The organism is Bradyrhizobium sp. HKCCYLRH3061 (assembly GCF_051168015.1).
Lineage (GTDB): Bacteria > Pseudomonadota > Alphaproteobacteria > Rhizobiales > Xanthobacteraceae > Bradyrhizobium.
The window spans coordinates 337,741-359,376 of record NZ_JBNPUE010000004.1 but is presented as its reverse complement, the minus strand read 5'-3'; the positions used below and the strand labels follow the sequence as shown (position 1 = coordinate 359,376).

Annotated in this window: 15 protein-coding genes; 8 read left to right on the top strand and 7 right to left on the bottom strand. The window is 65.4% G+C overall.

Going from position 1 to position 21,636, the window contains the following annotated elements:
* The first annotated feature begins 318 nt into the window (after positions 1 to 318).
* On the top strand, positions 319 to 831 hold the full coding sequence (locus ACQR2C_RS10925) for an isoprenylcysteine carboxyl methyltransferase family protein (RefSeq protein WP_316238668.1): 513 nt from the start codon (positions 319 to 321) through the stop codon (positions 829 to 831).
* A 114-nt stretch (positions 832 to 945) separates the two neighbouring features.
* A complete protein-coding gene (locus tag ACQR2C_RS10920) occupies positions 946 to 1,287 on the top strand; it encodes an antibiotic biosynthesis monooxygenase (RefSeq protein ID WP_316182739.1) in 342 nt (113 codons plus the stop codon).
* A 57-nt stretch (positions 1,288 to 1,344) separates the two neighbouring features.
* Here ACQR2C_RS10920 and ACQR2C_RS10915 read toward each other — a convergent pair whose 3' ends face one another.
* Complete coding sequence (locus tag ACQR2C_RS10915; RefSeq protein ID WP_316238669.1) at positions 1,345 to 2,238, bottom strand: LysR family transcriptional regulator; 894 nt, start codon at positions 2,236 to 2,238, stop codon at positions 1,345 to 1,347.
* Between the two features lie 262 nt (positions 2,239 to 2,500).
* On the opposite strand from ACQR2C_RS10915, the gene ACQR2C_RS10910 reads away from it, so the two are divergent.
* The 5 genes from ACQR2C_RS10910 to ACQR2C_RS10890 are packed head-to-tail and all read left to right on the top strand — an operon-like array spanning position 2,501 to position 8,517.
* Positions 2,501 to 2,977 carry a formate dehydrogenase subunit gamma gene (locus ACQR2C_RS10910; RefSeq protein ID WP_316182799.1) on the top strand — a complete coding sequence of 159 codons (477 nt, stop codon included), beginning with the start codon at positions 2,501 to 2,503 and terminating at the stop codon, positions 2,975 to 2,977.
* A complete protein-coding gene (locus ACQR2C_RS10905) occupies positions 2,974 to 4,530 on the top strand; it encodes a formate dehydrogenase beta subunit (protein WP_434881095.1) in 1,557 nt (518 codons plus the stop codon). The genes ACQR2C_RS10910 and ACQR2C_RS10905 overlap by 4 nt, the downstream gene beginning before the upstream one ends.
* A 25-nt stretch (positions 4,531 to 4,555) precedes the next feature.
* Positions 4,556 to 7,435 carry a formate dehydrogenase subunit alpha gene (fdhF, locus tag ACQR2C_RS10900; RefSeq protein WP_434881094.1) on the top strand — a complete coding sequence of 960 codons (2,880 nt, stop codon included), beginning with the start codon at positions 4,556 to 4,558 and terminating at the stop codon, positions 7,433 to 7,435.
* Position 7,436: 1 nt separating this feature from the next.
* Positions 7,437 to 8,285 carry a formate dehydrogenase accessory sulfurtransferase FdhD gene (fdhD, locus tag ACQR2C_RS10895; RefSeq protein ID WP_315805077.1) on the top strand — a complete coding sequence of 283 codons (849 nt, stop codon included), beginning with the start codon at positions 7,437 to 7,439 and terminating at the stop codon, positions 8,283 to 8,285.
* On the top strand, positions 8,275 to 8,517 hold the full coding sequence (locus ACQR2C_RS10890) for a formate dehydrogenase subunit delta (protein WP_315777578.1): 243 nt from the start codon (positions 8,275 to 8,277) through the stop codon (positions 8,515 to 8,517). Before fdhD ends, ACQR2C_RS10890 begins: the two co-directional genes overlap by 11 nt.
* 24 nt (positions 8,518 to 8,541) lie before the next feature.
* Here the strand turns inward: ACQR2C_RS10890 and ACQR2C_RS10885 are convergent, their stop codons facing one another.
* The 4 genes from ACQR2C_RS10885 to ACQR2C_RS10870 all read right to left on the bottom strand — a co-directional run bounded on the left by ACQR2C_RS10885 (position 8,542) and on the right by ACQR2C_RS10870 (position 15,475).
* Positions 8,542 to 11,499 (bottom strand): bifunctional [glutamine synthetase] adenylyltransferase/[glutamine synthetase]-adenylyl-L-tyrosine phosphorylase, encoded by a 2,958-nt coding sequence (locus tag ACQR2C_RS10885; protein WP_434881093.1) that lies wholly within the window; start codon positions 11,497 to 11,499, stop codon positions 8,542 to 8,544.
* Positions 11,496 to 12,956 carry a sensor histidine kinase gene (locus ACQR2C_RS10880; RefSeq protein WP_316182734.1) on the bottom strand — a complete coding sequence of 487 codons (1,461 nt, stop codon included), beginning with the start codon at positions 12,954 to 12,956 and terminating at the stop codon, positions 11,496 to 11,498. Before ACQR2C_RS10880 ends, ACQR2C_RS10885 begins: the two co-directional genes overlap by 4 nt.
* On the bottom strand, positions 12,940 to 13,620 hold the full coding sequence (locus ACQR2C_RS10875; protein WP_315726077.1) for a response regulator transcription factor: 681 nt from the start codon (positions 13,618 to 13,620) through the stop codon (positions 12,940 to 12,942). The genes ACQR2C_RS10880 and ACQR2C_RS10875 overlap by 17 nt, the downstream gene beginning before the upstream one ends.
* 271 nt (positions 13,621 to 13,891) lie before the next feature.
* The gene (locus ACQR2C_RS10870) at positions 13,892 to 15,475 is read right to left on the bottom strand and encodes a Do family serine endopeptidase (protein ID WP_316182733.1); all 1,584 of its coding nucleotides are present in this window, start codon (positions 15,473 to 15,475) and stop codon (positions 13,892 to 13,894) included.
* A gap of 1,186 nt (positions 15,476 to 16,661) precedes the next feature.
* On the opposite strand from ACQR2C_RS10870, the gene ACQR2C_RS10865 reads away from it, so the two are divergent.
* Positions 16,662 to 19,076: a hypothetical protein gene (locus tag ACQR2C_RS10865; protein ID WP_434881092.1), complete on the top strand. Its 2,415-nt coding sequence runs from the start codon at positions 16,662 to 16,664 to the stop codon at positions 19,074 to 19,076.
* A gap of 398 nt (positions 19,077 to 19,474) precedes the next feature.
* Here the strand turns inward: ACQR2C_RS10865 and ACQR2C_RS10860 are convergent, their stop codons facing one another.
* Both ACQR2C_RS10860 and ACQR2C_RS10855 read right to left on the bottom strand, forming a co-directional pair.
* Positions 19,475 to 20,818, bottom strand: a complete 1,344-nt coding sequence (locus tag ACQR2C_RS10860) for a methyl-accepting chemotaxis protein (protein ID WP_434881091.1) — start codon at positions 20,816 to 20,818, stop codon at positions 19,475 to 19,477.
* A gap of 328 nt (positions 20,819 to 21,146) precedes the next feature.
* Positions 21,147 to 21,635 carry a cytochrome c-type biogenesis protein gene (locus ACQR2C_RS10855; protein ID WP_434881090.1) on the bottom strand — a complete coding sequence of 163 codons (489 nt, stop codon included), beginning with the start codon at positions 21,633 to 21,635 and terminating at the stop codon, positions 21,147 to 21,149.
* Position 21,636 lies beyond the last annotated feature (1 nt).

The following is a 21,636-nucleotide window of genomic DNA, read 5'->3' as shown; positions in this document are numbered from 1 at the left end:
CAATTTTGAGGTGTCAACCATGTCTCCGAACACCTGTCAGCCATGTCCCCGGGCTGAACACTGCGCTCGCAATGACGAGTGGAGAGAGGCGTATGCTGTCACGACTGATGATGCGTGCCCAGGCACGGACGCGGCGGATGATGCCCAGGAATGCGATCGGCTTGCCCTTCAGAAGGGCAGCGCGGGCTCCATGACGCAGGGGGATGACGGCATCACGACATCGCTTCGTGCTTGGTAAGCAACATTGGCGGAACATGGTATTGACGCACCTACGCATGGGCAACTAAGGCAATCGCTCCGAAAACTGGAGTACCGCGTGTGATCATCGCCTTTATCGTTGCCGCCTTCGCCTATCGCTTTGCCATGCTCGGCATCTCGATCCGCAACGAGAAGCGGCTGCGCGCCGAAGGCGCCGTCGAATACGGCGCATCCGTGTCGCGTTGGCTCGCGATCGCACATGTCGCCTTCTATCTCGCCGCGACGGCCGAGGGCCTCGTCCGGGATGCACCGCTCGACGCCGTCAGCATCATCGGATTCGTGATCTATCTGTTCGGCGCGGTGATGCTGCTCGTGGTGTCGCAGTTGCTCGGCCGCCTCTGGACCGTCAAGCTGATGCTCGCGCGCGACCACGCGCTGGTGACCCATCCGCTGTTCCGGATCGTGCGCCACCCGAACTACTTCCTCAACATCCTGCCTGAGCTGATCGGCTACGCGCTGACGCTGCACGCCTATGTCACGCTCGTGGCCGGCCTGATCATCTATGCCGTGCCGCTGACCTTGCGGATCCGGCAGGAGGAGAAGATCATGCGGGAGCAATTTGCGGCCTACTGAGCGGAGGCAGCCGCTCCGCGAGTTCGCAGCGCGGACCGCAACTTTCACCAAGTCCGGCGCCCGACGCCCGTGCAAGGGTTCGGTGACCATCATCGGACCCAAGGGAGCATCGCGATGCTGAAGCGGATTTGGCACGGCTGGACCAGGGCGGTGGATGCCGATGCCTATGAGGAGCTGCTGCGGTTGACGATCTTTCCAGCCATCGTCGATCGGGCAATCGAAGGATTTCTAGGCATCGAGCTGCTGCGCAGACCGCTGGAGGCCGAGGTCGAATTCGTGACGATCATGACCTTCGCCGATCAGGCGGCGGTGGTTCGCTTTGCGGGTCCAGCCCATGACGCGGCGGTGGTTCCGCCCGCGGCGCGGAAGCTGCTCAGCCGCTACGACGGCCATGCCGCGCATTACGAGCTCCGGGCCACGCGCCACGCGCAAGGCCGGAGCTCCGCGACCGCATGAGAGCCCGAAGTCCGCCGATGACGCCGGCGAGGTCGGGTGACGGTGCCGACATGCGCCTCACGCCTGCAGGCTGGGCGCGACCTCGCGCGCCACCTGCACCAGGGCCGCGATCAGCGGCGTCATCGGGTCGCGCTGCGGGATGACGAGGCCGATCTGGTAGTTGATCACGGGATCGACGATCGGGATCGAGCGCACCTTGTCGGCGAGGCCGAGCGTCTCGGCAAGCTTGGCCGGCATCACGCTGGCCCAGCGGCCGGTCTTTACATGGGTGTAGAGCACGAGCAGCGAGTTCGAGGTGAGCGTCGGCGTGACGTCGTTGCCGGCGGCGCGCAGCGCGCGGTCGATGATGCGGCGGTTCTGCATGTCGGGCGTCAAGAGGCACAGCGGCACCTGCCCGACATCCTTCCAGGTCACCTGCTCGCGATCGCCGAACATGGCGTCGGGCGCCGTCAGCAGGCGGTAGCTCTCGTTGTAGAGCGGGATGGTTCTGACACGGCCGATCGGCTCGTTCTCGATGTAGGTCAGTCCGGCGTCGACCTCGAGGTTCTCCAGCAGTCCCAGCACGTCGGCCGAGGTGCACGACATGATGCGGAACCGAACCTCCGGATGCTTGGCGCGGAACGGCGTCGTCAGCGACGCAACCATGCCGAGCACGGTCGGCACCGCCGCGATGCGGATTTCGCCGGATAGCTTGTCCTTGAGGCCATTGATCTCCTGGCGCATCGCCCGGAAGTCGCCGACGATCCGGCGCGCCCAATCCAGCGTTCGCTCGCCTTCGGGCGTGAACCCCTGGAACCGCGAGCCCCGCTGCACCAGCATCACCCCGAGGATCTCCTCGAGCTGCTTGATGCTGGTCGACATGGTCGGCTGGGTGACGCCGCACGCCTCCGCCGCCCGGCCGAAATGACGCTCCTTGGCCAGCGCCAGCAGCAGTTCGAGCTTGTCGATCAAGAGGGCGGCCTTCCAGCGGTTGAACGGCCCGGTTCCACGCGTTTTCGGCGGCTGCCGGCCAGGGTGAAACCTATCACGACGAGGGTGTCGCCGACACGGTAAAACGCGGCCGCAAGCCGGTCGCGCGAAGGCCCGTTTTTCGTCAACTTCTAGCTATCTCTCGATTGCGTTTCGCTATCGCAGCACGGGACTGCTTTATTGATATCTTGAGCAATTCCAATTTGGATGTGCGAAACGCTTGCAACGCAGAATCGGGATCAGGATGACGCCGGTGTACGAAAGTTGGGACGCGGCGCGCGGCGCCGAGATCATCGCCGAACATAGCAAGATGGAGGGAGCAACCTTGCCCATCCTCCATGCGTTGCAGGAGACGTTCGGCCACGTGCCGGAGGATGCCATTCCGATGATCGCATCCGCTTTGAACCTCTCGCGCGCCGAGGTTTACGGCGTGTTCACGTTCTACCATGATTTCCGGGCCAAGAAGGCCGGTCGTCACGTGCTCAAGCTGTGCCGCGCCGAGGCCTGCCAGGCCGCTGGCGGCGACGCCCTCGCGGCCCGCGCCGAAGCCAAGCTCGGCATTGCCATGGGCAACACGACGGCCGATGAGCGCGTCACGCTCGAGCCGATCTACTGCCTCGGCCTGTGCGCCACCGCGCCATCGGCGATGCTCGACGGCCGGCTGGTCGGCCGGCTCGACGAAGCCCGGATCGATGCCCTCGTCTCGGAGGCCCAGCGATGAGCGTGCGTCTTTTTGTCCCGTGTGATGCCGGCGCACTCGCCGTCGGCGCCGATGAGGTCGCCCACGCGCTGCACAAGGCGGCGCTGGAGCGGAAGGTCGATATCGAGATCGTGCGCAACGGCTCGCGTGGGTTGTACTGGCTGGAGCCGCTGGTCGAATTGGAGACGGCGCAGGGCCGGTTCGGCTTCGGACCGGTGACAGCAGACGACGTTCCGTCCCTGCTCGACGCTGTTATCGCCGACAAGTCGCACAAGCTCTCGCTCGGCCTGACCGAGGAGATCCCGTGGCTGAAGCGGCAGACCCGCCTCACCTTCGCCCGCTGCGGCATCATCGATCCGCTGTCGCTCGACGACTACCGCGCCCATGGCGGCTACAAGGGCCTGACGCGCGCCCTGTCGCTGACGCCTGACGCCGTGATTGCCGAGGTCACCACCTCCGGCCTGCGCGGCCGCGGCGGCGCCGGCTTTCCGACCGGCATCAAGTGGAAGACGGTGTCGCAGACGGCAGCCGACCGCAAATACGTCATCTGCAACGCCGACGAAGGCGACAGCGGCACCTTCGCCGACCGCATGCTGATGGAAGGCGACCCCTTCGTCCTGATCGAAGGCATGACGATCTGCGGCATCGCGGTGGGCGCCACCAAGGGCTACATCTACACGCGTTCGGAATATCCGCACGCGATCGCGACCATGACCAAGGCGATCGACATCGCCAGGAAGGCCGGTCTGCTCGGCGACAAGATCGCCGGCTCGAACTATACGTTCGAGCTCGAGGTCCGCACCGGCGCCGGGGCCTATGTCTGCGGCGAAGAGACCGCGCTGATGGAGAGCCTCGAGGGCAAGCGCGGCATCGTGCGCGCCAAGCCGCCGCTGCCCGCCCATCATGGTTTGTTCGGCAAGCCGACCGTGGTCAACAACCTGCTGTCGTTCGCCGCGATCCCGTTCATCCTCGACGAGGGCGCCAAGGCCTATGCCGATTTCGGCATGGGACGCTCGCGCGGCACGATGCCGATCCAGATCGCCGGCAACGTCAAGTTCGGCGGCCTGTTCGAGACCGCGTTCGGCATCACGCTGGGCGAACTGGTCGACGACATCGGCGGCGGCACCTTCACCGGCCGTCCCGTTCGTGCGGTGCAGGTCGGCGGTCCGCTCGGCGCCTACTTCCCACGCGCCCTGTTCGACACGCCGTTCGACTACGAGGCGTTCACCGCCAAGGACGGCCTGATCGGCCATGGCGGCATCGTCGTGTTCGACGACACCGTCGACATGTCGAAGCAGGCGCGCTTCGCGATGGAGTTCTGCGCCATCGAATCCTGCGGCAAGTGCACGCCCTGCCGCATCGGCTCGACGCGCGGCGCCGAGACCATCGACAAGATCCGCCGCGGCGAGCGCGTCGCCGAGAACATCGCCCTGGTCGAGGACCTCTGCGGCACTATGAAGCTCGGATCGCTCTGTGCACTCGGCGGCTTCACGCCCTACCCTGTGCTCTCGGCGCTGAAGCACTTCCGCGAAGATTTCGGCCCCCAGCAGCCGCGCCTGCAGGCTGCGGAATAAGATATCGGGAACAAGGACACCGACCATGTCGCTCATCCACGAAACCGATTACGGCACGCCGCTCTCCAAGTCCGAAAAGATGGTCACGCTCACCATCGACGGCCAGAGCATCACCGTTCCCGAGGGCACCTCGATCATGCGCGCGGCCATGGAGGCCGGCACGCAGATCCCGAAGCTGTGCGCGACCGACATGGTCGACGCATTCGGCTCGTGCCGCCTCTGCCTCGTCGAGGTCGAGGGCCGCGCCGGCACGCCGGCCTCGTGCACCACGCCGGTGGCCGCGGGCCTCGTCGTGCACACCCAGACCGAGCGGCTGAAGAAGCTGCGCAAGGGCGTGATGGAGCTTTACATCTCCGACCATCCGCTCGACTGTCTGACCTGCGCCGCCAATGGCGATTGTGAGCTGCAGGACATGGCCGGCGCGGTCGGCCTGCGTGACGTGCGCTACGGCAACCAGGGTGAGAACCACGTGTTCGCCGACGCCTGCGGCGAGGCCAATCCGGCCTGGCTGCCGAAGGACGAGTCCAACCCCTATTTCACCTACGATCCCTCCAAGTGCATCGTCTGCTCGCGCTGCGTCCGCGCCTGCGAGGAGGTCCAGGGCACGTTCGCGCTGACCATCTCCGGCCGCGGCTTCGACAGCCGGGTCTCGCCGGGCATGAGCGAGAGCTTCCTCGGCTCGGAATGCGTCTCCTGCGGCGCCTGCGTGCAGGCCTGCCCGACCGCGACCCTGACCGAGAAGAGCGTGATCGAGATCGGCCAGCCCGAGCACTCGGCCGTCACCACCTGCGCCTATTGCGGCGTCGGCTGCACCTTCAAGGCCGAGATGCGCGGGGAGGAAGTGGTGCGCATGATGCCGTACAAGGACGGCAAGGCCAATCGCGGCCATTCCTGCGTCAAGGGCCGCTTCGCCTGGGGCTATGCGACCCACAAGGAGCGCATCCTCAAGCCGATGATCCGCGAGAGCATCGACCAGCCCTGGCGCGAGGTCTCCTATGACGAGGCGTTCAAATTCGCCGCCGACAAGATGCGTGGCATCCAGGCGAAGTATGGCCGCGACTCGATCGGCGGCATCACCTCGTCACGCTGCACCAACGAAGAGACCTATCTGGTGCAGAAGCTGATCCGCGCCGGCTTCGGCAACAACAACGTCGACACCTGCGCCCGCGTCTGCCATTCGCCGACCGGCTACGGCCTTGCCACCACCTTCGGCACCTCGGCCGGCACGCAGGACTTCGACTCGGTCGAGGACAGCGACGTCATCATGGTGATCGGCGCCAACCCGACCGACGCGCATCCGGTGTTCGGCTCGCGCATGAAGAAGCGGCTGCGCCAGGGCGCCAAGCTGATCGTTGTCGATCCGCGCAAGATCGATCTCGTGAAGTCGGCGCATGTCGCGGCGGACTACCATCTGCCGCTGCTGCCCGGCACCAACGTCGCGATCCTGACCGCGATGGCGCATGTCATCGTCACCGAGGGCCTCGTCAACGAGACCTTCGTGCGCGAGCGCTGCGACTGGAGCGAATTCCAGGATTGGGCCGAGTTCGTCGCGCTGGAGAAGAACAGCCCTGAGGCGGTCGCCCAGTTCACCGGCGTCGATGCGGAAGCGATCCGCGGCGCGGCCCGGCTCTACGCCAAGGGCGGCAACGGCGCGATCTACTACGGCCTGGGTGTCACCGAGCACAGCCAGGGCTCGACCACGGTGATCGCGATCGCCAACTTGGCGATGGCGACCGGCAACATCGGCCGCCGCGGCGTCGGCGTGAACCCGCTGCGCGGCCAGAACAACGTGCAGGGCTCCTGCGACATGGGCTCGTTCCCGCACGAGCTGCCGGGCTACCGGCATATTGCGGGCGACGCGGTGCGCGAGCAGTTCGAGGCGATGTGGAACGTCAAGCTCAACCCCGAGCCGGGCCTGCGCATCCCCAACATGTTCGACTCGGCGATCGAAGGCACCTTCATGGGCCTCTATGTGCAGGGCGAGGACATCCTGCAGTCCGATCCGAACACCACGCATGTGGTGCAGGCGCTGTCGTCGATGGAATGCGTCATCGTGCAGGACCTGTTCCTGAACGAGACCGCCAACTACGCCCACGTGTTCCTGCCCGGCTCGACCTTCCTGGAGAAGGACGGCACCTTCACCAATGCCGAGCGCCGCATCCAGCGCGTGCGCAAAGTGATGACGCCGCGCAATGGCATGGCCGACTGGGAGGTCACGATCGGCCTCGCCAAGGCGATGGGCTTCGAGATGACGTACAACCACCCATCCGAGATCATGGACGAGATCGCGGCGTTGACGCCGACCTTCACCGGCGTCTCCTACCAGAAGCTCGAGGAAATGGGCTCGGTGCAGTGGCCCTGCAACGAGAAGTATCCCGAGGGCTCGCCGATCATGCATGTCGACGGCTTCGTCCGCGGCAAGGGCAAGTTCGTGGTCACCGAATATGTCGCGACCGACGAGCGCACCGGCCCGCGCTTCCCGCTGCTACTCACCACGGGGCGTATCCTGTCGCAGTACAATGTCGGCGCCCAGACGCGGCGCACCGAGAACGTGGTGTGGCATGGCGAGGACGTGCTGGAGATCCATCCGCATGACGCCGAGCAGCGCGGCATCCGCGACGGCGACTGGGTGCGGCTGACGAGCCGCGCCGGCGAGACGACGCTGCACGCGCTGATCTCCGAGCGCGTGGCGCCGGGCGTGGTCTACACCACGTTCCACCATCCGCTGACCCAGGCCAACGTCATCACCACCGATTACTCCGACTGGGCGACCAATTGTCCGGAGTACAAGGTCACGGCGGTGCAGGTGTCGCAGTCCAACGGTCCATCGGACTGGCAAAAGGCTTATGACGAGCAGGCCCGCAACTCGCGCCGCATCGCCCCGGTCGTGGAGGCGGCGGAGTAGCATGACCGATGCAGTGCGCATCGCGGATCGTCTGGTCTGGCGCGACGGAGCCCTCACCGAGGGCCACCGCCGCGTGCCGGAGGAGACCGCGGTCGCGCTGACCTACAATGGCGGCACCCAGGCCGTCATGATGGCGACGCCGCAGGACCTCCGCGACTTCGCCATCGGCTTCAGCCTGAACGAAGGTCTTGTCACGAGCCGCGACGACATCATCTCGCTGGACGTCGTCGAGCTGGATGACGGCATCGAGCTCAGGATGTGGCTGCCCGACGCTCTCGCCGAACGCCTGGCCGAGCGCCGCCGCAACATCGCCGGCCCCACCGGCTGCGGCCTGTGCGGCATCGATTCCATCAGCGAAGCGGTCCGGCCGGCAGCGCATGTCCCCGACGGCCGGCGTTTCACGCCGCGCGACGTCATGGCGGCCCTGGCGGCGATCGAGCCGCTGCAGAAGCTCAACCACGAGACCCGCGCGGTGCACGCCGCCGCCTTCTGGACGCCGGCGCGCGGCATCGTCGCGCTCCGCGAGGATGTCGGCCGCCACAACGCCCTCGACAAGCTCGCCGGCCACCTCGCGCAAGCGCGCTGTGCGGCGAGCGAGGGCCTCGTGATCCTGACGAGCCGCGTCTCGGTCGAGCTGGTGCAGAAGGCGGCTGCCATGGGCGCACCCATCATGGTCGCGGTGTCAGCGCCGACCGCGCTCGCCATTCGCATGGCGGACGCCGCGGGCATCACGCTCATTGCCGTAGCCCGCAACGACGGCTTCGAAATCTTCACCCATCCCGACCGGATCGTCGCGGGCGCCGAGACCGGCGCGCGACCAACACAGACGGACAACACCCATGTCGCATAACCCCTCCGAGCGCCTCGTCTACATGGCCAACCAGATCGGCAAGTTCTTCCAGAGCCAGGGGCAGGAGAAAGAGGTCGCCGGCGTCGCCGAGCACATCAAGAAGTTCTGGGACCCGCGCATGCTCAAGACGATCTATGCGCACCACGATGCCGGCGGCGCCGGCCTCGACCCGGCGGTGAAGGAAGCGATCGGCCGGCTGAAGCAGGCGGCGGTCGCCAAGGAAAAGGCATAGGCGGCCGTCCGACCGCGCTCCCGGTCATCCCTCCACGAGGGCGGTGAACACGCGCCGCACCTCGGTCTGCGTCTCGCGCAGCCGCGCCTCGAGCGCCGAGAAATCCGGCGCGTCGCCTGCGCGGGCCATCACCCGCAGCAGGTCCTCGCCGGCCTGATCCGGCTTGAACTTGTCGCTGACGCACAGCCGCACGATCTGCGTCAGATCGTGATACAGCCGTGCGGCCTGGCGCAGGATCACCGCTTCAGCACGCGGCAGCACGCCGAGCCGCTCGGCATTGTCGAGCACCGCGAGCGTGCTGACGTCGAGGATCTCCGGCGTCGTCGCCGCATGCACGAGCTGCAGATATTGCGCGACGAAGTCGATGTCGACCATGCCGCCGGCGGCATGCTTGAGGTCCCACAGATCCGCCTCGCCCTTCTCGGCCGCGATCGCGCGGCGCATGTCGGCGACATCGCGCGCGATCGCACTCCTGTCGCGCACCCGCCGCAGCGCAGCCTGGATGATTTCCTCGATCCGAACCCGAAACGCCGGCGAAGCCGAGATCACCCGCGCCCGCGTCAGCGCCATGTGCTCCCAGGTCCACGCCTCCTGCTCCTGATAATGCGCAAAGGAGTCGATGTGCGAGGCCAGCGGGCCGGCGCGGCCCGACGGCCGCAGCCGCATGTCGATGTCGTAGAGCACGCCGTAATTGGTGCGCGAGGTGAAGGCCGAGATCAGCCGCTGGGTGAAGCGCGCGAAATAGTGGGCGCCCTGCAGCGAGCGCTCGCCGTCGGAATCCGGCGCGTCGCCGTCGAAATCATACAGCAGGATCAGGTCGAGATCGGACGAGGCCGTCATCTCGCGCGCCCCTAACCGTCCCATCGCGACGATCGCGGTCTCCTGGCCCTTGATGCGGCCGTGCTGGGCGGCGAAGCGCTCCGTCACGAGCCCATGCACGGTGTGCACGATGCCCTCGGCCACGTCGGCGAACGCGGTGCCGGCCTGCTGCGCCGACACCGTGCCGGAGAGGATGCGCGTGCCGATCAGGAACAGGCTCTCCTGGCCGAACAGCCGGAGGCGATCGAGAAACTCCTCGTAGGTCCCGGCATCCTGTAGCGTCGATGCCAGCCGCTCCGACAATTCGCGCCGGTCCGGGATGGCGCCGAAGAAGCGCGGATCGATCAGGCCGTCCATCAGCCGCGGCTGCCGCGCCAGCATGTCGCCGAGCCGCGGCGCCGCCCCGAGCACGAGCGCGACGAGCGCAACGAGGTCGCGGTTCTGTCCGAGCAGGGTGATCAGGCGGCCGCCCAGCTGCAGTGCCTGCAGGAACCGGTCGAAGGCCACGACGGCGCGATCGGGCTCGTCGGCATGGGCGAGACCATCGATCAGCGCTGGCAGGAAATCGGTGAACGCGGTGCGCGTCGCATCCGCACGGAACACGCGGTACTCGCCCGCCAGCCATTGCTGCAGGGTCTTGGCGACCATCACCGGATCGCGGAAGCCCAATCCGGCAAGATGCTCCATCAGGCGCGGCTCGTCAGGCCCGGCGCCATAGTTCACCGCGGGCAGGCTGACGGTGCCGGTCGGATCGCCCTCGAACAGCCGCGCGTAATGTCCCTGCACGATGTCGAGATGGAACAGCAGATCAGCCGCGAACCGCTCGCGGCTCTCATAGCCGAAGAAGCATGCGAAGCGGCTCACGCCCTCGACATCGTCGGGCAGGCTGTGGATCTGCTCGTCCGCCATCATCTGCAGGCGGTGCTCGACCCGGCGCAGGAACTCATAGGCCGTGGTGAGCTCGTCGCGCGCCTGCTCCGTGATCCAGTTGCTGGCCGTGAGCACGTCGAGCGCCTGGAGCGTCGGGCGCACGCGCAGCTCGGGATGACGGCCGCCGGCGATCAGCTGCTGGGTCTGGGCGAAGAACTCGATCTCGCGGATGCCGCCGCGGCCGACCTTGACGTTGTGGCCTTCGACCGCGATCTCGCTGTGGCCGCGATAGACCTGCATCTGCCGCTTCATGTCGTGGACGTCGGTCAGCGCCTGGAAGTCGAGATGCTTGCGCCACACGAACGGCGACAGCTCGGCCAGCATCGCCTCGCCCGCGACGACGTCGCCGGCACAGACCCGCGCCTTGATCATCGCGGCGCGCTCCCAGGTGCGGCCCTCGCGCTCGTAGTAGTGCAGCGCCGCCTCGGTCGACATCGCCACCTGCGTCGAGGCCGGATCCGGCCGCAGCCGGAGATCGACGCGGAACACGTAGCCGTCCGCGGTGCGGCTCTGCAGCAGCCGCGCCATCGCCTGGGTCACGCGGACGAAGAACGGCTGCGGCTCGATGTCGCGCGCCAGCGAATTGACCTCGGGATCGAAGAACACGATCAGGTCGATGTCGCTCGAATAGTTGAGCTCGCCCGCCCCCATCTTGCCCATCGCGAGCACGAACAGGCCGCTGCCCTGCTCCGGATCGTCGGCATCGACGGGCGCGAGCCGGCCGCGCACCGTCTCCAGGCGCAACAGGTACCGCAGCGCCATCTGCACCGAGGACACCGCGACGTCGGTCAGCCCCGCCGTCACCTGCATCACCGGCCAGACGCCGCCGATGTCGCACAGCGCGATCAAGAGCGCCGCCTCGGATTTCAGCCGGCGCAAAAGGCTCATCACCTCGGCTTCGCTGGAAGCGGCAAACACCTCGCGGCCGGTGCGGGCGATCAGCTCGGCGAGATGCGCCTGCGGCTCGCAACGCAAGAGACGGTCAAGACGATGGCCGTCGGCGCGGACGAGATCGAACAGATAGGGCGAGCTGTCGGCAATCCCGAGCAGGATGGTGCAGGCCCAGCCGCCGGCGAGCAGCGGGCGGAGCGAGGCGGCCAAGGACGGCTCGAGCTCGGCGAGCCACTCGTTGAGACGGAGTTCGGCTTTGTCGGGCGCACGGACATGTGGGCCGGCAACGAAACGTTCGGCCAGCATCTGCCCGTCCGCGTTTCCCGGCGCGGATGAGGTCATGCGGCCTTCTGTGGCACATCCTGCGCCGGCGCCGCAAGCTTGGCGGGCTGGCCTGCGCCGGCCGGCAGCACCAGGGTCGCGACCAGGCCCGGCCTGGCATCGCCGAGCCGGAGCTCGCCGCCATGCAGGGTCGCCACCGCGGCGGCGAGGCTGAGGCCGAGGCCGGACCCCGGCAAGGTGCGGGACGCCTCCAGCCGCACGAAGCGCTCGACGGCGTGCTTGCGCTCGGCCTCGGGGATGCCCTCGCCATGATCGGTGACGCTGAGCAGCACCTGTCCGCCCTCGCGCCGCGCCTCGATCAGGATCTCGCGGCTATCAGCCGCGGCGGCGGCATCGAGCGGCAGCGCCGCCGGCTTGCCGTATTTGATCGCGTTCTCGACGAGATTGGCGAGCGCCTGGCTGATCAGCTCGCGATTGCCATGCACCGGCGCGGCCGCCGCCTTGACCCGCAAGGTCATCTCATTGTCCTCGGCCAGCGGCTCGTACAATTCGTGGATGCCGCCGGCGACCTCGGCCGCGTCGAACTCGACCATGTCGCCACGCGCCTGCCCGGACTCCGCCCGCGCGATCATCAGCAGCGCATTGAAGGTGCGGATCAGGCCGTCGGATTCCTCGATCGTGCGCTCCAGCGCGGCGCGGTATTCGTCCTCGGAGCGCGACTTCGCCAGCGCCTCCTCGGCGCGGTTGCGCAACCGCGTCAGCGGCGTCTTGAGATCATGGGCGATGTTGTCGGAGACCTCCTTGAGGCCGGTCATCAGCGCCTCGATGCGCTCCAGCATGGCGTTGAGATTTTCCGCCAGCCGATCGAGCTCGTCGCCGCTGCGCCCGACCGGCAGCCGGCCGGAGAGATCGCCATCCATGATCCGCCGCGTCGTGCCGGTCATCGCGTCGATCCGGTACAGCACGCGCCGCGCGACGAAGATGCCGCCGCCGATGCCGAGCACCACCACGACCAGCACCGACCATTGCGCCGCCTTGGCGACGATGCCGAACAGGCGGCGGCGCTCCTCGAGATCGCGGCCGATCAAAAGCCGGAAACCGCTGGAGAGCTGGGTGACATAGACCAGCGCGCGGTGGCTGTGCTCGGTGCTGTCGTCGAGCCGCCGGTAGAACGTCTCCGACCAGCCGGACGAGCCCATCACGCCCGGCGCCAGCGAGCCGACATTGCCGGCGATCGCCTGCCCGCTCGGCGTGGTGATGAGATAGAGATTGGCGCCCGGCCGCAGCGCGCGGCTCTCGATCGCGCCGACGATTCCGCGCAGGCCCCAGCGGGCGAAGATGTCGGTCATCTCGCTGATCTCGGAGGTGACCGTGGTCGAGATCTGCTCGGTGATGAGGCGGCGGGTGTTCCAGGCGAAATAGCCGAGCAGCGAGGCGGCGAACAGCGCAAACAACAGCAGATAGACCAGCGTCAGCCGGAATGCCGTGGTGCGGATCAGCTTACCGAAGGCCGTCACGGATCATATACCCCGCGCCGCGGATGGTGTGGAGCAGCGGACGGTCGAACCCCTTGTCGATCTTGGAGCGCAGCCGCGAGATGTGGACGTCGATCACGTTGGTCTGCGGATCGAAGTGATAGTCCCAGACGTTCTCCAGCAGCATCGTGCGCGTCACCACCTGGCCGGCATGCTTCATGAGATATTCGAGCAGGCGGAACTCGCGCGGCTGCAGGGTCAGCTCGTCCTTGCCGCGGGCGACGCGATGCGACAGCCGGTCGAGCTCGAGGTCGCCGACCTTGTAGGTAGTCTCCTCGGCCGGGCCGCCATGGCGGCGCGACAGCACCTCGACGCGGGCGAGCAGCTCGGCAAAGGCGTAGGGTTTTGGCAGATAATCGTCGCCGCCGGCGCGCAGGCCCTTGATGCGGTCGTCGACCTGGCCGAGCGCCGACAGGATCAGCACCGGCGTCCGGTTGCCCTTGTCGCGCAGCGCGCCGATCAGCGACAGGCCGTCGCGCTTGGGCAGCATGCGGTCGACCACCAGCACGTCGTAATCCCCGCTCTCGGCCATGGCGAGCCCCTCCTCGCCGTCGCTGGCGAGGTCTGCGACATGTCCGACCTCGCGGAACGCCTTGACCAGATAGTCGGCGGACTCGCGGTCGTCTTCGATGATCAGGAGGCGCATTGCGGAAACGGGGGCGGCGGTCACGGTTGGATGTCCATCTACATGGACCGGCCGCCGTTTCCGTGCAAGGCGGCATGGGCCCGGGGTTGATCGGCAGCAAAGTGGGCGGTGAGGCTGGGGGACCTCACCGCCCGAGTTCCTTCCGACGGAGGGGGGCATTATCCAACGGAAGGTTTGCGGGAGCGGAACTTGAAGCCCGCCCCCAGGAAGAGCCGCCGGTGCGGGGGCACATGCCGGCGGTCTCCCATCTCGTGAGGGCCTTAGCCCTCCCTTAACCCTTGGCCAGCGGCACCGCGACGAAGCGCGACTGGCCGCCGCTCTTCACACGCATCAGCACGCTGTTCTTGTTGTCGGCCTTGGCGGCGTTGATCGCCTCGCGCACGTCACCGGCCGAGGTCACCGACTTGCCCGCGACCTCGAGGATGACGTCGCCTTCCTTGAAGCCGCGATCGGCAGCGGCGCTCTTCGGATCGACCTCGGTGACGACGACGCCTTCCTTGCCGGCGCCGGCGACGCTCGACGCGGGCGCCACCGTCATGCCGAGCTTCGGCACGTCGGCGCCGCGGGTCGGGCTCGCATTGTCGCCGCCGGTGTCCGCCTTGGCCTCGATGGTGTTCGGCAGCTTGCCGAGCGTCAGGTTGATGGTCTTGTCCTCGCCCTTGTGCAGGACGTTGAGCTTGACCGAGGCGCCCGGCGCGATGCCGCCGATGGTGCGGGCGAGCTCACGCGCGTCCTTCACCGGCTCGCCGTTGACAGCGGTGATGACGTCGCCGGACTGGATGCCCGCCTTCGCCGCCGGACCGTTGGCCTGGGGCTCGGCGACCAGCGCGCCCTCGGCCTTCTTCATGCCGAGGCTGTCGGCGATGTCCTGCGTCACCGGCTGGATCTGCACGCCGATCCAGCCGCGGCTGACGGAACCGTTGTCCTTGAGCTGGGCCACCACGCTCTTCACCGTCGAGGCCGGGATCGAGAACGCGATGCCGACGCTGCCGCCGGAGGGCGAGTAGATCGCGGTGTTGACGCCGACGACATTGCCGTCGACATCGAACGCCGGACCGCCGGAGTTGCCCTTGTTCACGGGCGCGTCGATCTGGATGAAATCGTCATACGGGCCGTTGCCGATGTCGCGGCCGACCGCCGAGACGATGCCGGCCGTCACCGTGCCGCCGAGGCCGAACGGATTGCCGACCGCCAGCACCCAGTCGCCGATGCGCGGCTTGCCGTCGGCGAGCTTGGCGAACGAGAAGTTCGAGCCGCCCTCGACCTTGATCAGCGCCAGATCCGTGCGCGGATCGGTCCCGATCACCTTGGCGCTGTAGGTCTTGCCGTCGTCGGTCGTCACCTCGACCTTGTTGGCGCTGTCGACCACGTGGTTGTTGGTCACGGCATAGCCGTCGGCGGAGATGAAGAAGCCGGAGCCCTGCCCGGTCACGGCGCGACCGCCACCACGGCCGCCGCGGCCCGGCATGCCGGGAATGCCGTTCTCACCGCCGAAGCGGCGGAAGAAGCGCTCCATCGGCGAGCCCGGCTGGAACGGCAGATCCTCGTCGCTGTCGTCCTTCGACACCTTCTCGGCGATGTTGACCTTGACCGAAATCACCGACGGCTTCACCCGCTCCACGATGTCGGCAAAGCCGATCGGGCGCGCGACCTTGCTGACCTCGTTCGCCACCTGCGCATGCGCCGAGGTCGAGAACAGGTCGAGCGGCGCCCCCTGCGGCGACAGGCCATAGGCGGCAACACCGAGGCCCGCGACCACGGAGGCCATCAGCGCGAACTTGCGCGCCGAGAACAGCCCGCGCCGGGACTGGCGATAGGATGGAAGCGAGGACAGGTCGGTCGGACGGTCAGTCATACGGTTTTCTCCGCAAGTGATTTTGGTCAAGGTCTAAACGTGTGTCCCGGGCTGTGCGCCCCGTTCGCAAGTGAAGATGGGACTTGCCGCCTTACGGCGTGCTGGCTGCGGCGTTAAACTTCTGTAATGGATGGACACACAGACTGAGGCGGAATGGCGCGGATGGTGGAACGCGGACGAAAAGACGTTTACGCCCAATAACTTGCCAACGTCCCGACCGCCCCGTCGCGGCCATCATTTTGGCCGGTCCGACCAAAGTCGTAACCCTCGTAGGGCGGGTTAGCCGCAGGCGTAACCCGCCGCCTTTCCCACAGCCCCCCGATCCAGCCGCCGCACATCCGCCCGCACTGGAGCCAGCCCCCGGCGGATGACGCTTTCGCTTATCCGCCCTACTCGTCCAGTGCGCTCGCAATGACGCCCGGAGCAACTATCCTGATCCACACGATCAAACAGCATGTGGAGAAAACGAACCGCGCGTCGTGCCTCCACATCCTCGCGACGCATCCCGCGCCCGAGCTATGCCCTTCAAACTCGCACCCTCACGTAGAGGGCACAGGGAAGGCCGGGCGCTGGCCGCGCCCGTGGCCCGCCTGCGTCAAAAAATGCAGGCGGCAGGTACCACAGGTCTGGCCGAACACGCCCGGCCCTCCCTGTGCGATGGTGTTAACGCTTATACGTGATCTCCCCGGGGACCGGCTTCTTGACCCCGTCGCCGGCGGATCATCCCCACCGGCTTGGCCTCAGCACCGGGAGGCCAGGACCACACGATTTCACGTCCGCAGTCCGCCGTTCGTCGGCGAGGCCAAACCCCGCTGCGGCAGCCCGCGTCCATCGCATTCCATCCCGACGTCCGTGACGATCGCGATACGCCCCCTCGGTGGAACGGAACGGGCGGAGGATAAGGGTGATTTGGGGCGAGAGGCAAATTATTTATGTTTTCCAGAAGTCATTGACTGGTTTTCGGAAGGCGGGGTGATTTGGGCGACGGGTAGTCGTTAACGCGCTACTCCGACGCCATGTCTTGTCAGCTTCCCGAACACTCGATTAGATTACTAACAAGCGACACTTTAATCTCCCGACCATTTCGTTTTGCGTGCATTTCTCTCGAACGGTACGGTAATGCTGCACCCACCTGCGCTGCAGCATCTTGGGTTCCATCCAACTCACATCGATCGCGGATTTGCCAATGGGAGCAGATGAAGCAAGGAATAATCTGGAAGCAATTCTTCCGTCCATTGAAAGCGCGATAGCTGAAGCCGGCTCAGAGCAAGACGCGCGGCTTCAGATCATAAATCGAGTGCTTACCGAAGTCCTCGGTTGGGGCTTCGAGCAAATAAAGACCGAACTGGCCAACGACCGCGGCTTCGCTGACTACGCACTGTGGGACGAGCAATACACCAGAGTTGTTTGCATCGTCGAAGCCAAGAAGACGGGACACTTAGTAATCGACACTGTTTCCTCGAAGAAGACAGAAGTTCAGCTCGGCGGCAGCGTCTTAAAAAAGGCAAAAGAGGGGATTGACCAGGCCGTTGGATATTCCGTTGAGATGAGCTGCAATTTTGCAGTCGTGACCGACGGCAACTCTTGGATCTTCTTCAGGCTTAGCATGGAAGGACGGCCACTAAGAGAAAAGAAAGCGATAGTCTTTCCAGACCTAGCGAGTGTTCTGGAGGATTTCGCGACATTCTACGAGCTTTTGTCTGCCGAAGCCGTCCAGCAGCGGCTACATCTCGCCCGCCTAAACCAAGCCGAAGGCTTCACGCCGCGCGCGACTGAACCACGCTACTACGTCAGACATCCAGAGGAAGCTCGCCTGCAGCCCAGGTCGGAGTTTAGCCGCGACATCTCCGAGGTATTTAATCGCTTTTTCGCCGGCATGTCTTCCGACACCGACTCAGAGATGCGTCGCTCGTGCTTCGTGGAGACGCGAGAGAGTCAGGTTGCCGACGTCACGTTAGGAAAGATCGCCGCGCACCTTGTAAATACAATTCAACTTCTTGAGACGGAGCAGAGCCAAGCCCTGAAAGATGAAATCGCCGGCGCAATTGCATCAAAGCAATCCGAGATTTGTCTCATCGTCGGAAACAAGGGAGCTGGCAAGTCAACCTTTATCGAGAGGTTTTTTCAAGACGTCCTTCCGTCAGAACTCCGGGGCGCGTGTGTGACGGCCGTGGTTAACTTGGCCGACTTTACAGGCGACCAACACTCCCTTCAGCGCTGGCTCTCTGAAAGACTGCGAGACCGCCTAGAAGACGCAATTTTTTGTGACAAACCTGCGACATATGAAGACTACATGGGAATGTTCTTCGGCACATATCGAAGGTGGAGTGAAGCTACATACCGCGACCTCTATGCAACGGATAAGACGGCATTCAAGATAAAGTTTGGTGAATACGTCGAAAAGAGACGATCAGAAGCTCCGGACGAATATGTACTTGGGCTCTTGCGTCACACGGCAGCGAGTAGAATAAAACTTCCATGCGTGGTCTTCGACAACACGGATCAGCATACGAGCCTTATTCAAGAAGCGGTTTTTCAGTATGCTGTATCACTTAGAAATGGCTGCGTCTGCTTCCTGCTTGTCCCTATAACTGATCGATCGATCTGGCGCCTATCAAAGTCGGGCTCCTTTCAATCATATACATCCAGGACTTTCTTCCTGCCCTCTCCGCCCGCGCGAGAGATCTTGCAGAAGCGTATCCGGTTCATAGAACACAAACTGGAAGAAGACGCAGCGACTTCTGGCACGTATTTCAGCTCAAAAGGAATACGGGTCTCAATTACAAATTTGAACGCCTTTGTGAAAGTGCTCGAAGAAGCGTTTATAAGGGATGGCGCACTGTCTGGGTTGATCGCCAGGCTAGCGAATTTCGACATTAGGCGAATGATGCTATTGGCCCAACGCACAATATGCTCGCCCAGCTTTCGCGTTGAGGACCTAATTAAAGTATATGTTGCTAAGCAGAATCAGGCTGCATTTGATTCCCGTCGTGCCATTCGGGCCCTTATACTCGGGGAGTATGATCGGCACCTGGAGCAATCCAGTGAGTTTGTCAGCAACGTTTTTGCCACAGAGGGCGGCCGCCCATATTCACCTCTGCTGGTCCTGTCGATCTTAGAACTCTTATCAGGAATGAGACGACAGGTGAGTTCCGATGCCGACGCAGGGTACTTGGGCTCGTGGGAGATAATAGACTACTTTGACCCATGCAAGGTGGAGGCAGAAGACATCCGATACGTCCTGAAGTTGCTTCTAAAGCGCCGGCTGATAGAGCCACTTGAGCCGGATCGCGACGACTACTACGATTCTTTGAAGGTTGGCATCACACATGCTGGAGAAGCTCACCAGGAACTCGCTTTTTGTGACGTGGTCTATGCTGAGCAGATGGCCGTCGCAACGGGTGTCCGGTCGGAGGCCTTAAGAAGTAAATTAGCGCTGTTGGCCCGTAATATGGGAGATAGAGAAACGAGAGGCGCCCTCTTAAGTACCTTCCTTGATCACCTCTCAGATGAGGATGCGCGCAAAATAGCTATCCCGCCGTCGGCGCCATACGCCGCCCAACGCAAACTGAGGTCCGAGCTCAAGGGAAGACGGACGTAGTCACCCTCAAAGCCGCCCACACTCCATCCGTCATCTAGATTTTTCAAGAGGGAGGCCGGCCTAGCGGATTACGCTGCGCTACCCGCCTCACCCGGCTGAGACTTAGTGGCCCGCGCTCCAACCCGCAGACAAGGCCTTACGGCTGGAGGATGGCCTCGATCTGCCCCACTCGTCATGCGCGGGGGGCTTGACCTGCGCATCCACGTCGTTCTTGCTCGTTGAGAGACGTGGATGGCCGGGTCAAGCCCGGCCATGACGATGGAGAGAGGCGGGCCATAACGCGCGTCAAGACCACAACTCGTAGGGCGGCTTAGCCGTAGGCGTAAGCCGCCGCGCTTTCGTCTTGGCTAACAATGGCGGATGACCTTGCGCTGATCCGCCCTGCTCTCTACGCCGCCTCAGCTCGCCTTCACGCTCACGATGAACGCGTCCACCTCGCGCTTCAGCGTCTCGGCCTGTTGCGACAGGTCGCCGGCGGCGTCGCGGGCCTCCGAGGCGAGGCGGCCGGTTTCGGCCGAGGTCGAGGAGATCTGGGCGATGTGGTTGGAGACGTCGAGGGTGCCGCGGGCGGCTTCCTGGACGCTCCTGGAGATGTCCTGGGTGGCAGTGCGCTGCTGCGAGGTGTCGACCTCGATGCCCGACATGATGGCGCTGATCTCCGACAGCGTGGTCGAGATGCCGTCGATGGCGCCGCGGGTCTCGGCGGTGATGCCCTGGATGCTGGCGACGTGGGCGGAGATCTCGTCGGTCGCCTTGCTGGTCTGGTTGGCGAGGTTCTTCACCTCCGACGCCACGACCGAGAAGCCCCGGCCGGCCTCGCCGGCGCGGGCGGCCTCGATGGTGGCGTTCAGCGCCAGCAGATTGGTCTGCGAGGCGATCGCCTGCACGAGCTGGACGACGGCGCCGATCTTCTCGGCGGCGTCCGACAGCGCGTGGATGGTGTTCTTGCTCTTCTCGGCCTGCGAGGCCGCGCCCTCGGCGCGCTGGGTCGCATCGGAGACGCGGCGGCTGATGGTGCCGATCGAGCTCGTCATCTCCTCGGTCGAGCCGGCCACGGTCTGGACGCTGCGATTGGCGTGGTTGGCGGCGGCCTCGACCGCATTGGCCTTGGCCGAGGTGTCGTTGGCGGCGCGCGACAGGGTCTCGGCATTGCTCTTCAGCCGGATGGCCGACGATGCCACGCTGCCGACGACGGATGCGACGAGGTCGTTGAAGGAATGGATGCGGCCGTCGAGAAAGCGCGAGCGCTCGCCCTGGCGCTGCGCCTCCTGCAGCTCGCGCGCGGTGAGGCGCTGGCGCTCGATGCCGTTGGTCTTGAACACCTCGAGCGCGCCGGCGAGCTGGCCGATCTCGTTGCTGAGGCCGAGGCCGGGAATGGGCGTGTCGTATTTCTGGCCGGCGACGTCGCGCATGGCCGAGACCATCGCGGCGAGCGGCCGCAGGATGCCGTTCTGCACGGCGGCATAGGTCATCAGGCAGACGGCGCTGGCGAACACGGCGATGGCGACGCAGGCCATCAGGAAATAGGAGAACGCCGACTGCGCCTGCTGATAGATCAGCATCGCATGGTCACGGGCGGGACCGCTGAGATTGGCGAAGTCCGACGACAGGCTGGTGATCTGGTTGTTGAGATAGAGCACCGCGATGAAGCCGGTGCCGCCGCCGATCGCCAGGAGCATGAGGAGAGAGGCGACGACGCCTCCCACGAGGAAGCGGATCGTCAGATGACTGTTGGAGAACATGGACCTTGCCCGGACGCGTCAGACGGAATGTGCTGCGCACCCTTCCAGACAAAGGTAAAATAAGCTGAAAGCGCGGGTAGGCGCGGAGCACGGGAAAGCACGGGGTTTTGCGGATCCACGGCGCGTTCCCATTTGCTGCGCTCGCTTCTTACTCGCGACAGCCGGCCTTCGCACCACGCGCTTTCAGCCCGCCTCTCTCCGTCGTCATGGCCGGGCCTGACCCGGCCATCCACGTCGTCCGGCACTTTGGGATCCACGTGGATGCCCGGGTCAAGCCCGGGCATGACGGAGTAACTAACTGGCAGGGGATCGTGGCGTTAGCGGACCATCATGTCGCCGGCGGCTGCTGCTCGGCGGCCATCAGCGCGGCGAGGCGCGCCTCCTCCTCCGCGGTCAGCTTCGGCGTGGCCTCCGGGCCGCGCTGGCCGCGACGGCGCACCTGCCACCACAGCGCCAGGCCGCCGCCGAGCAGCAGCACCGGCGGCAGCAGCCACAGCAGCAGGGTCTGGCGCTCGAAGCGCGGCTTCAGCAGCACGAACTGGCCGTAGCGCGCGACCAGGAAATCCAGCACCTGATTGTCACTGTCACCGGCGGCGAGCCGCTCGCGCACCAGGAGGCGCAGGTCGCGCGCCAGCGGCGCATCGGAATCGTCGATCGACTGGTTCTGGCAGACCATGCAGCGCAGCTCGCGCGACAGCGCGCGGGCGCGCTGCTCCTTGGCGGTGTCGGCCATGACCTCGTCTGGCTGCACGGCATGCGCCACCGGCGAGCTCAACAGCAGCAGCGCGAGCGCGAGGAGGCTGAGACTGCGTCGCATC

Coding starts and splice junctions, on each gene's coding strand:
- ACQR2C_RS10885 (WP_434881093.1), bottom strand. CDS start 11,499: ATGACCTCATCCGCGCCGGGAAACGCGGACGGGCAGATGCTGGCCGAA.
- ACQR2C_RS10855 (WP_434881090.1), bottom strand. CDS start 21,635: ATGCGACGCAGTCTCAGCCTCCTCGCGCTCGCGCTGCTGCTGTTGAGC.
- ACQR2C_RS10875 (WP_315726077.1), bottom strand. CDS start 13,620: ATGCGCCTCCTGATCATCGAAGACGACCGCGAGTCCGCCGACTATCTG.
- ACQR2C_RS10905 (WP_434881095.1), top strand. CDS start 2,974: ATGAGCGTGCGTCTTTTTGTCCCGTGTGATGCCGGCGCACTCGCCGTC.
- ACQR2C_RS10860 (WP_434881091.1), bottom strand. CDS start 20,818: ATGTTCTCCAACAGTCATCTGACGATCCGCTTCCTCGTGGGAGGCGTC.
- ACQR2C_RS10890 (WP_315777578.1), top strand. CDS start 8,275: ATGTCGCATAACCCCTCCGAGCGCCTCGTCTACATGGCCAACCAGATC.
- fdhF (WP_434881094.1), top strand. CDS start 4,556: ATGTCGCTCATCCACGAAACCGATTACGGCACGCCGCTCTCCAAGTCC.
- ACQR2C_RS10910 (WP_316182799.1), top strand. CDS start 2,501: ATGACGCCGGTGTACGAAAGTTGGGACGCGGCGCGCGGCGCCGAGATC.
- ACQR2C_RS10920 (WP_316182739.1), top strand. CDS start 946: ATGCTGAAGCGGATTTGGCACGGCTGGACCAGGGCGGTGGATGCCGAT.
- ACQR2C_RS10870 (WP_316182733.1), bottom strand. CDS start 15,475: ATGACTGACCGTCCGACCGACCTGTCCTCGCTTCCATCCTATCGCCAG.
- fdhD (WP_315805077.1), top strand. CDS start 7,437: ATGACCGATGCAGTGCGCATCGCGGATCGTCTGGTCTGGCGCGACGGA.
- ACQR2C_RS10865 (WP_434881092.1), top strand. CDS start 16,662: ATGGGAGCAGATGAAGCAAGGAATAATCTGGAAGCAATTCTTCCGTCC.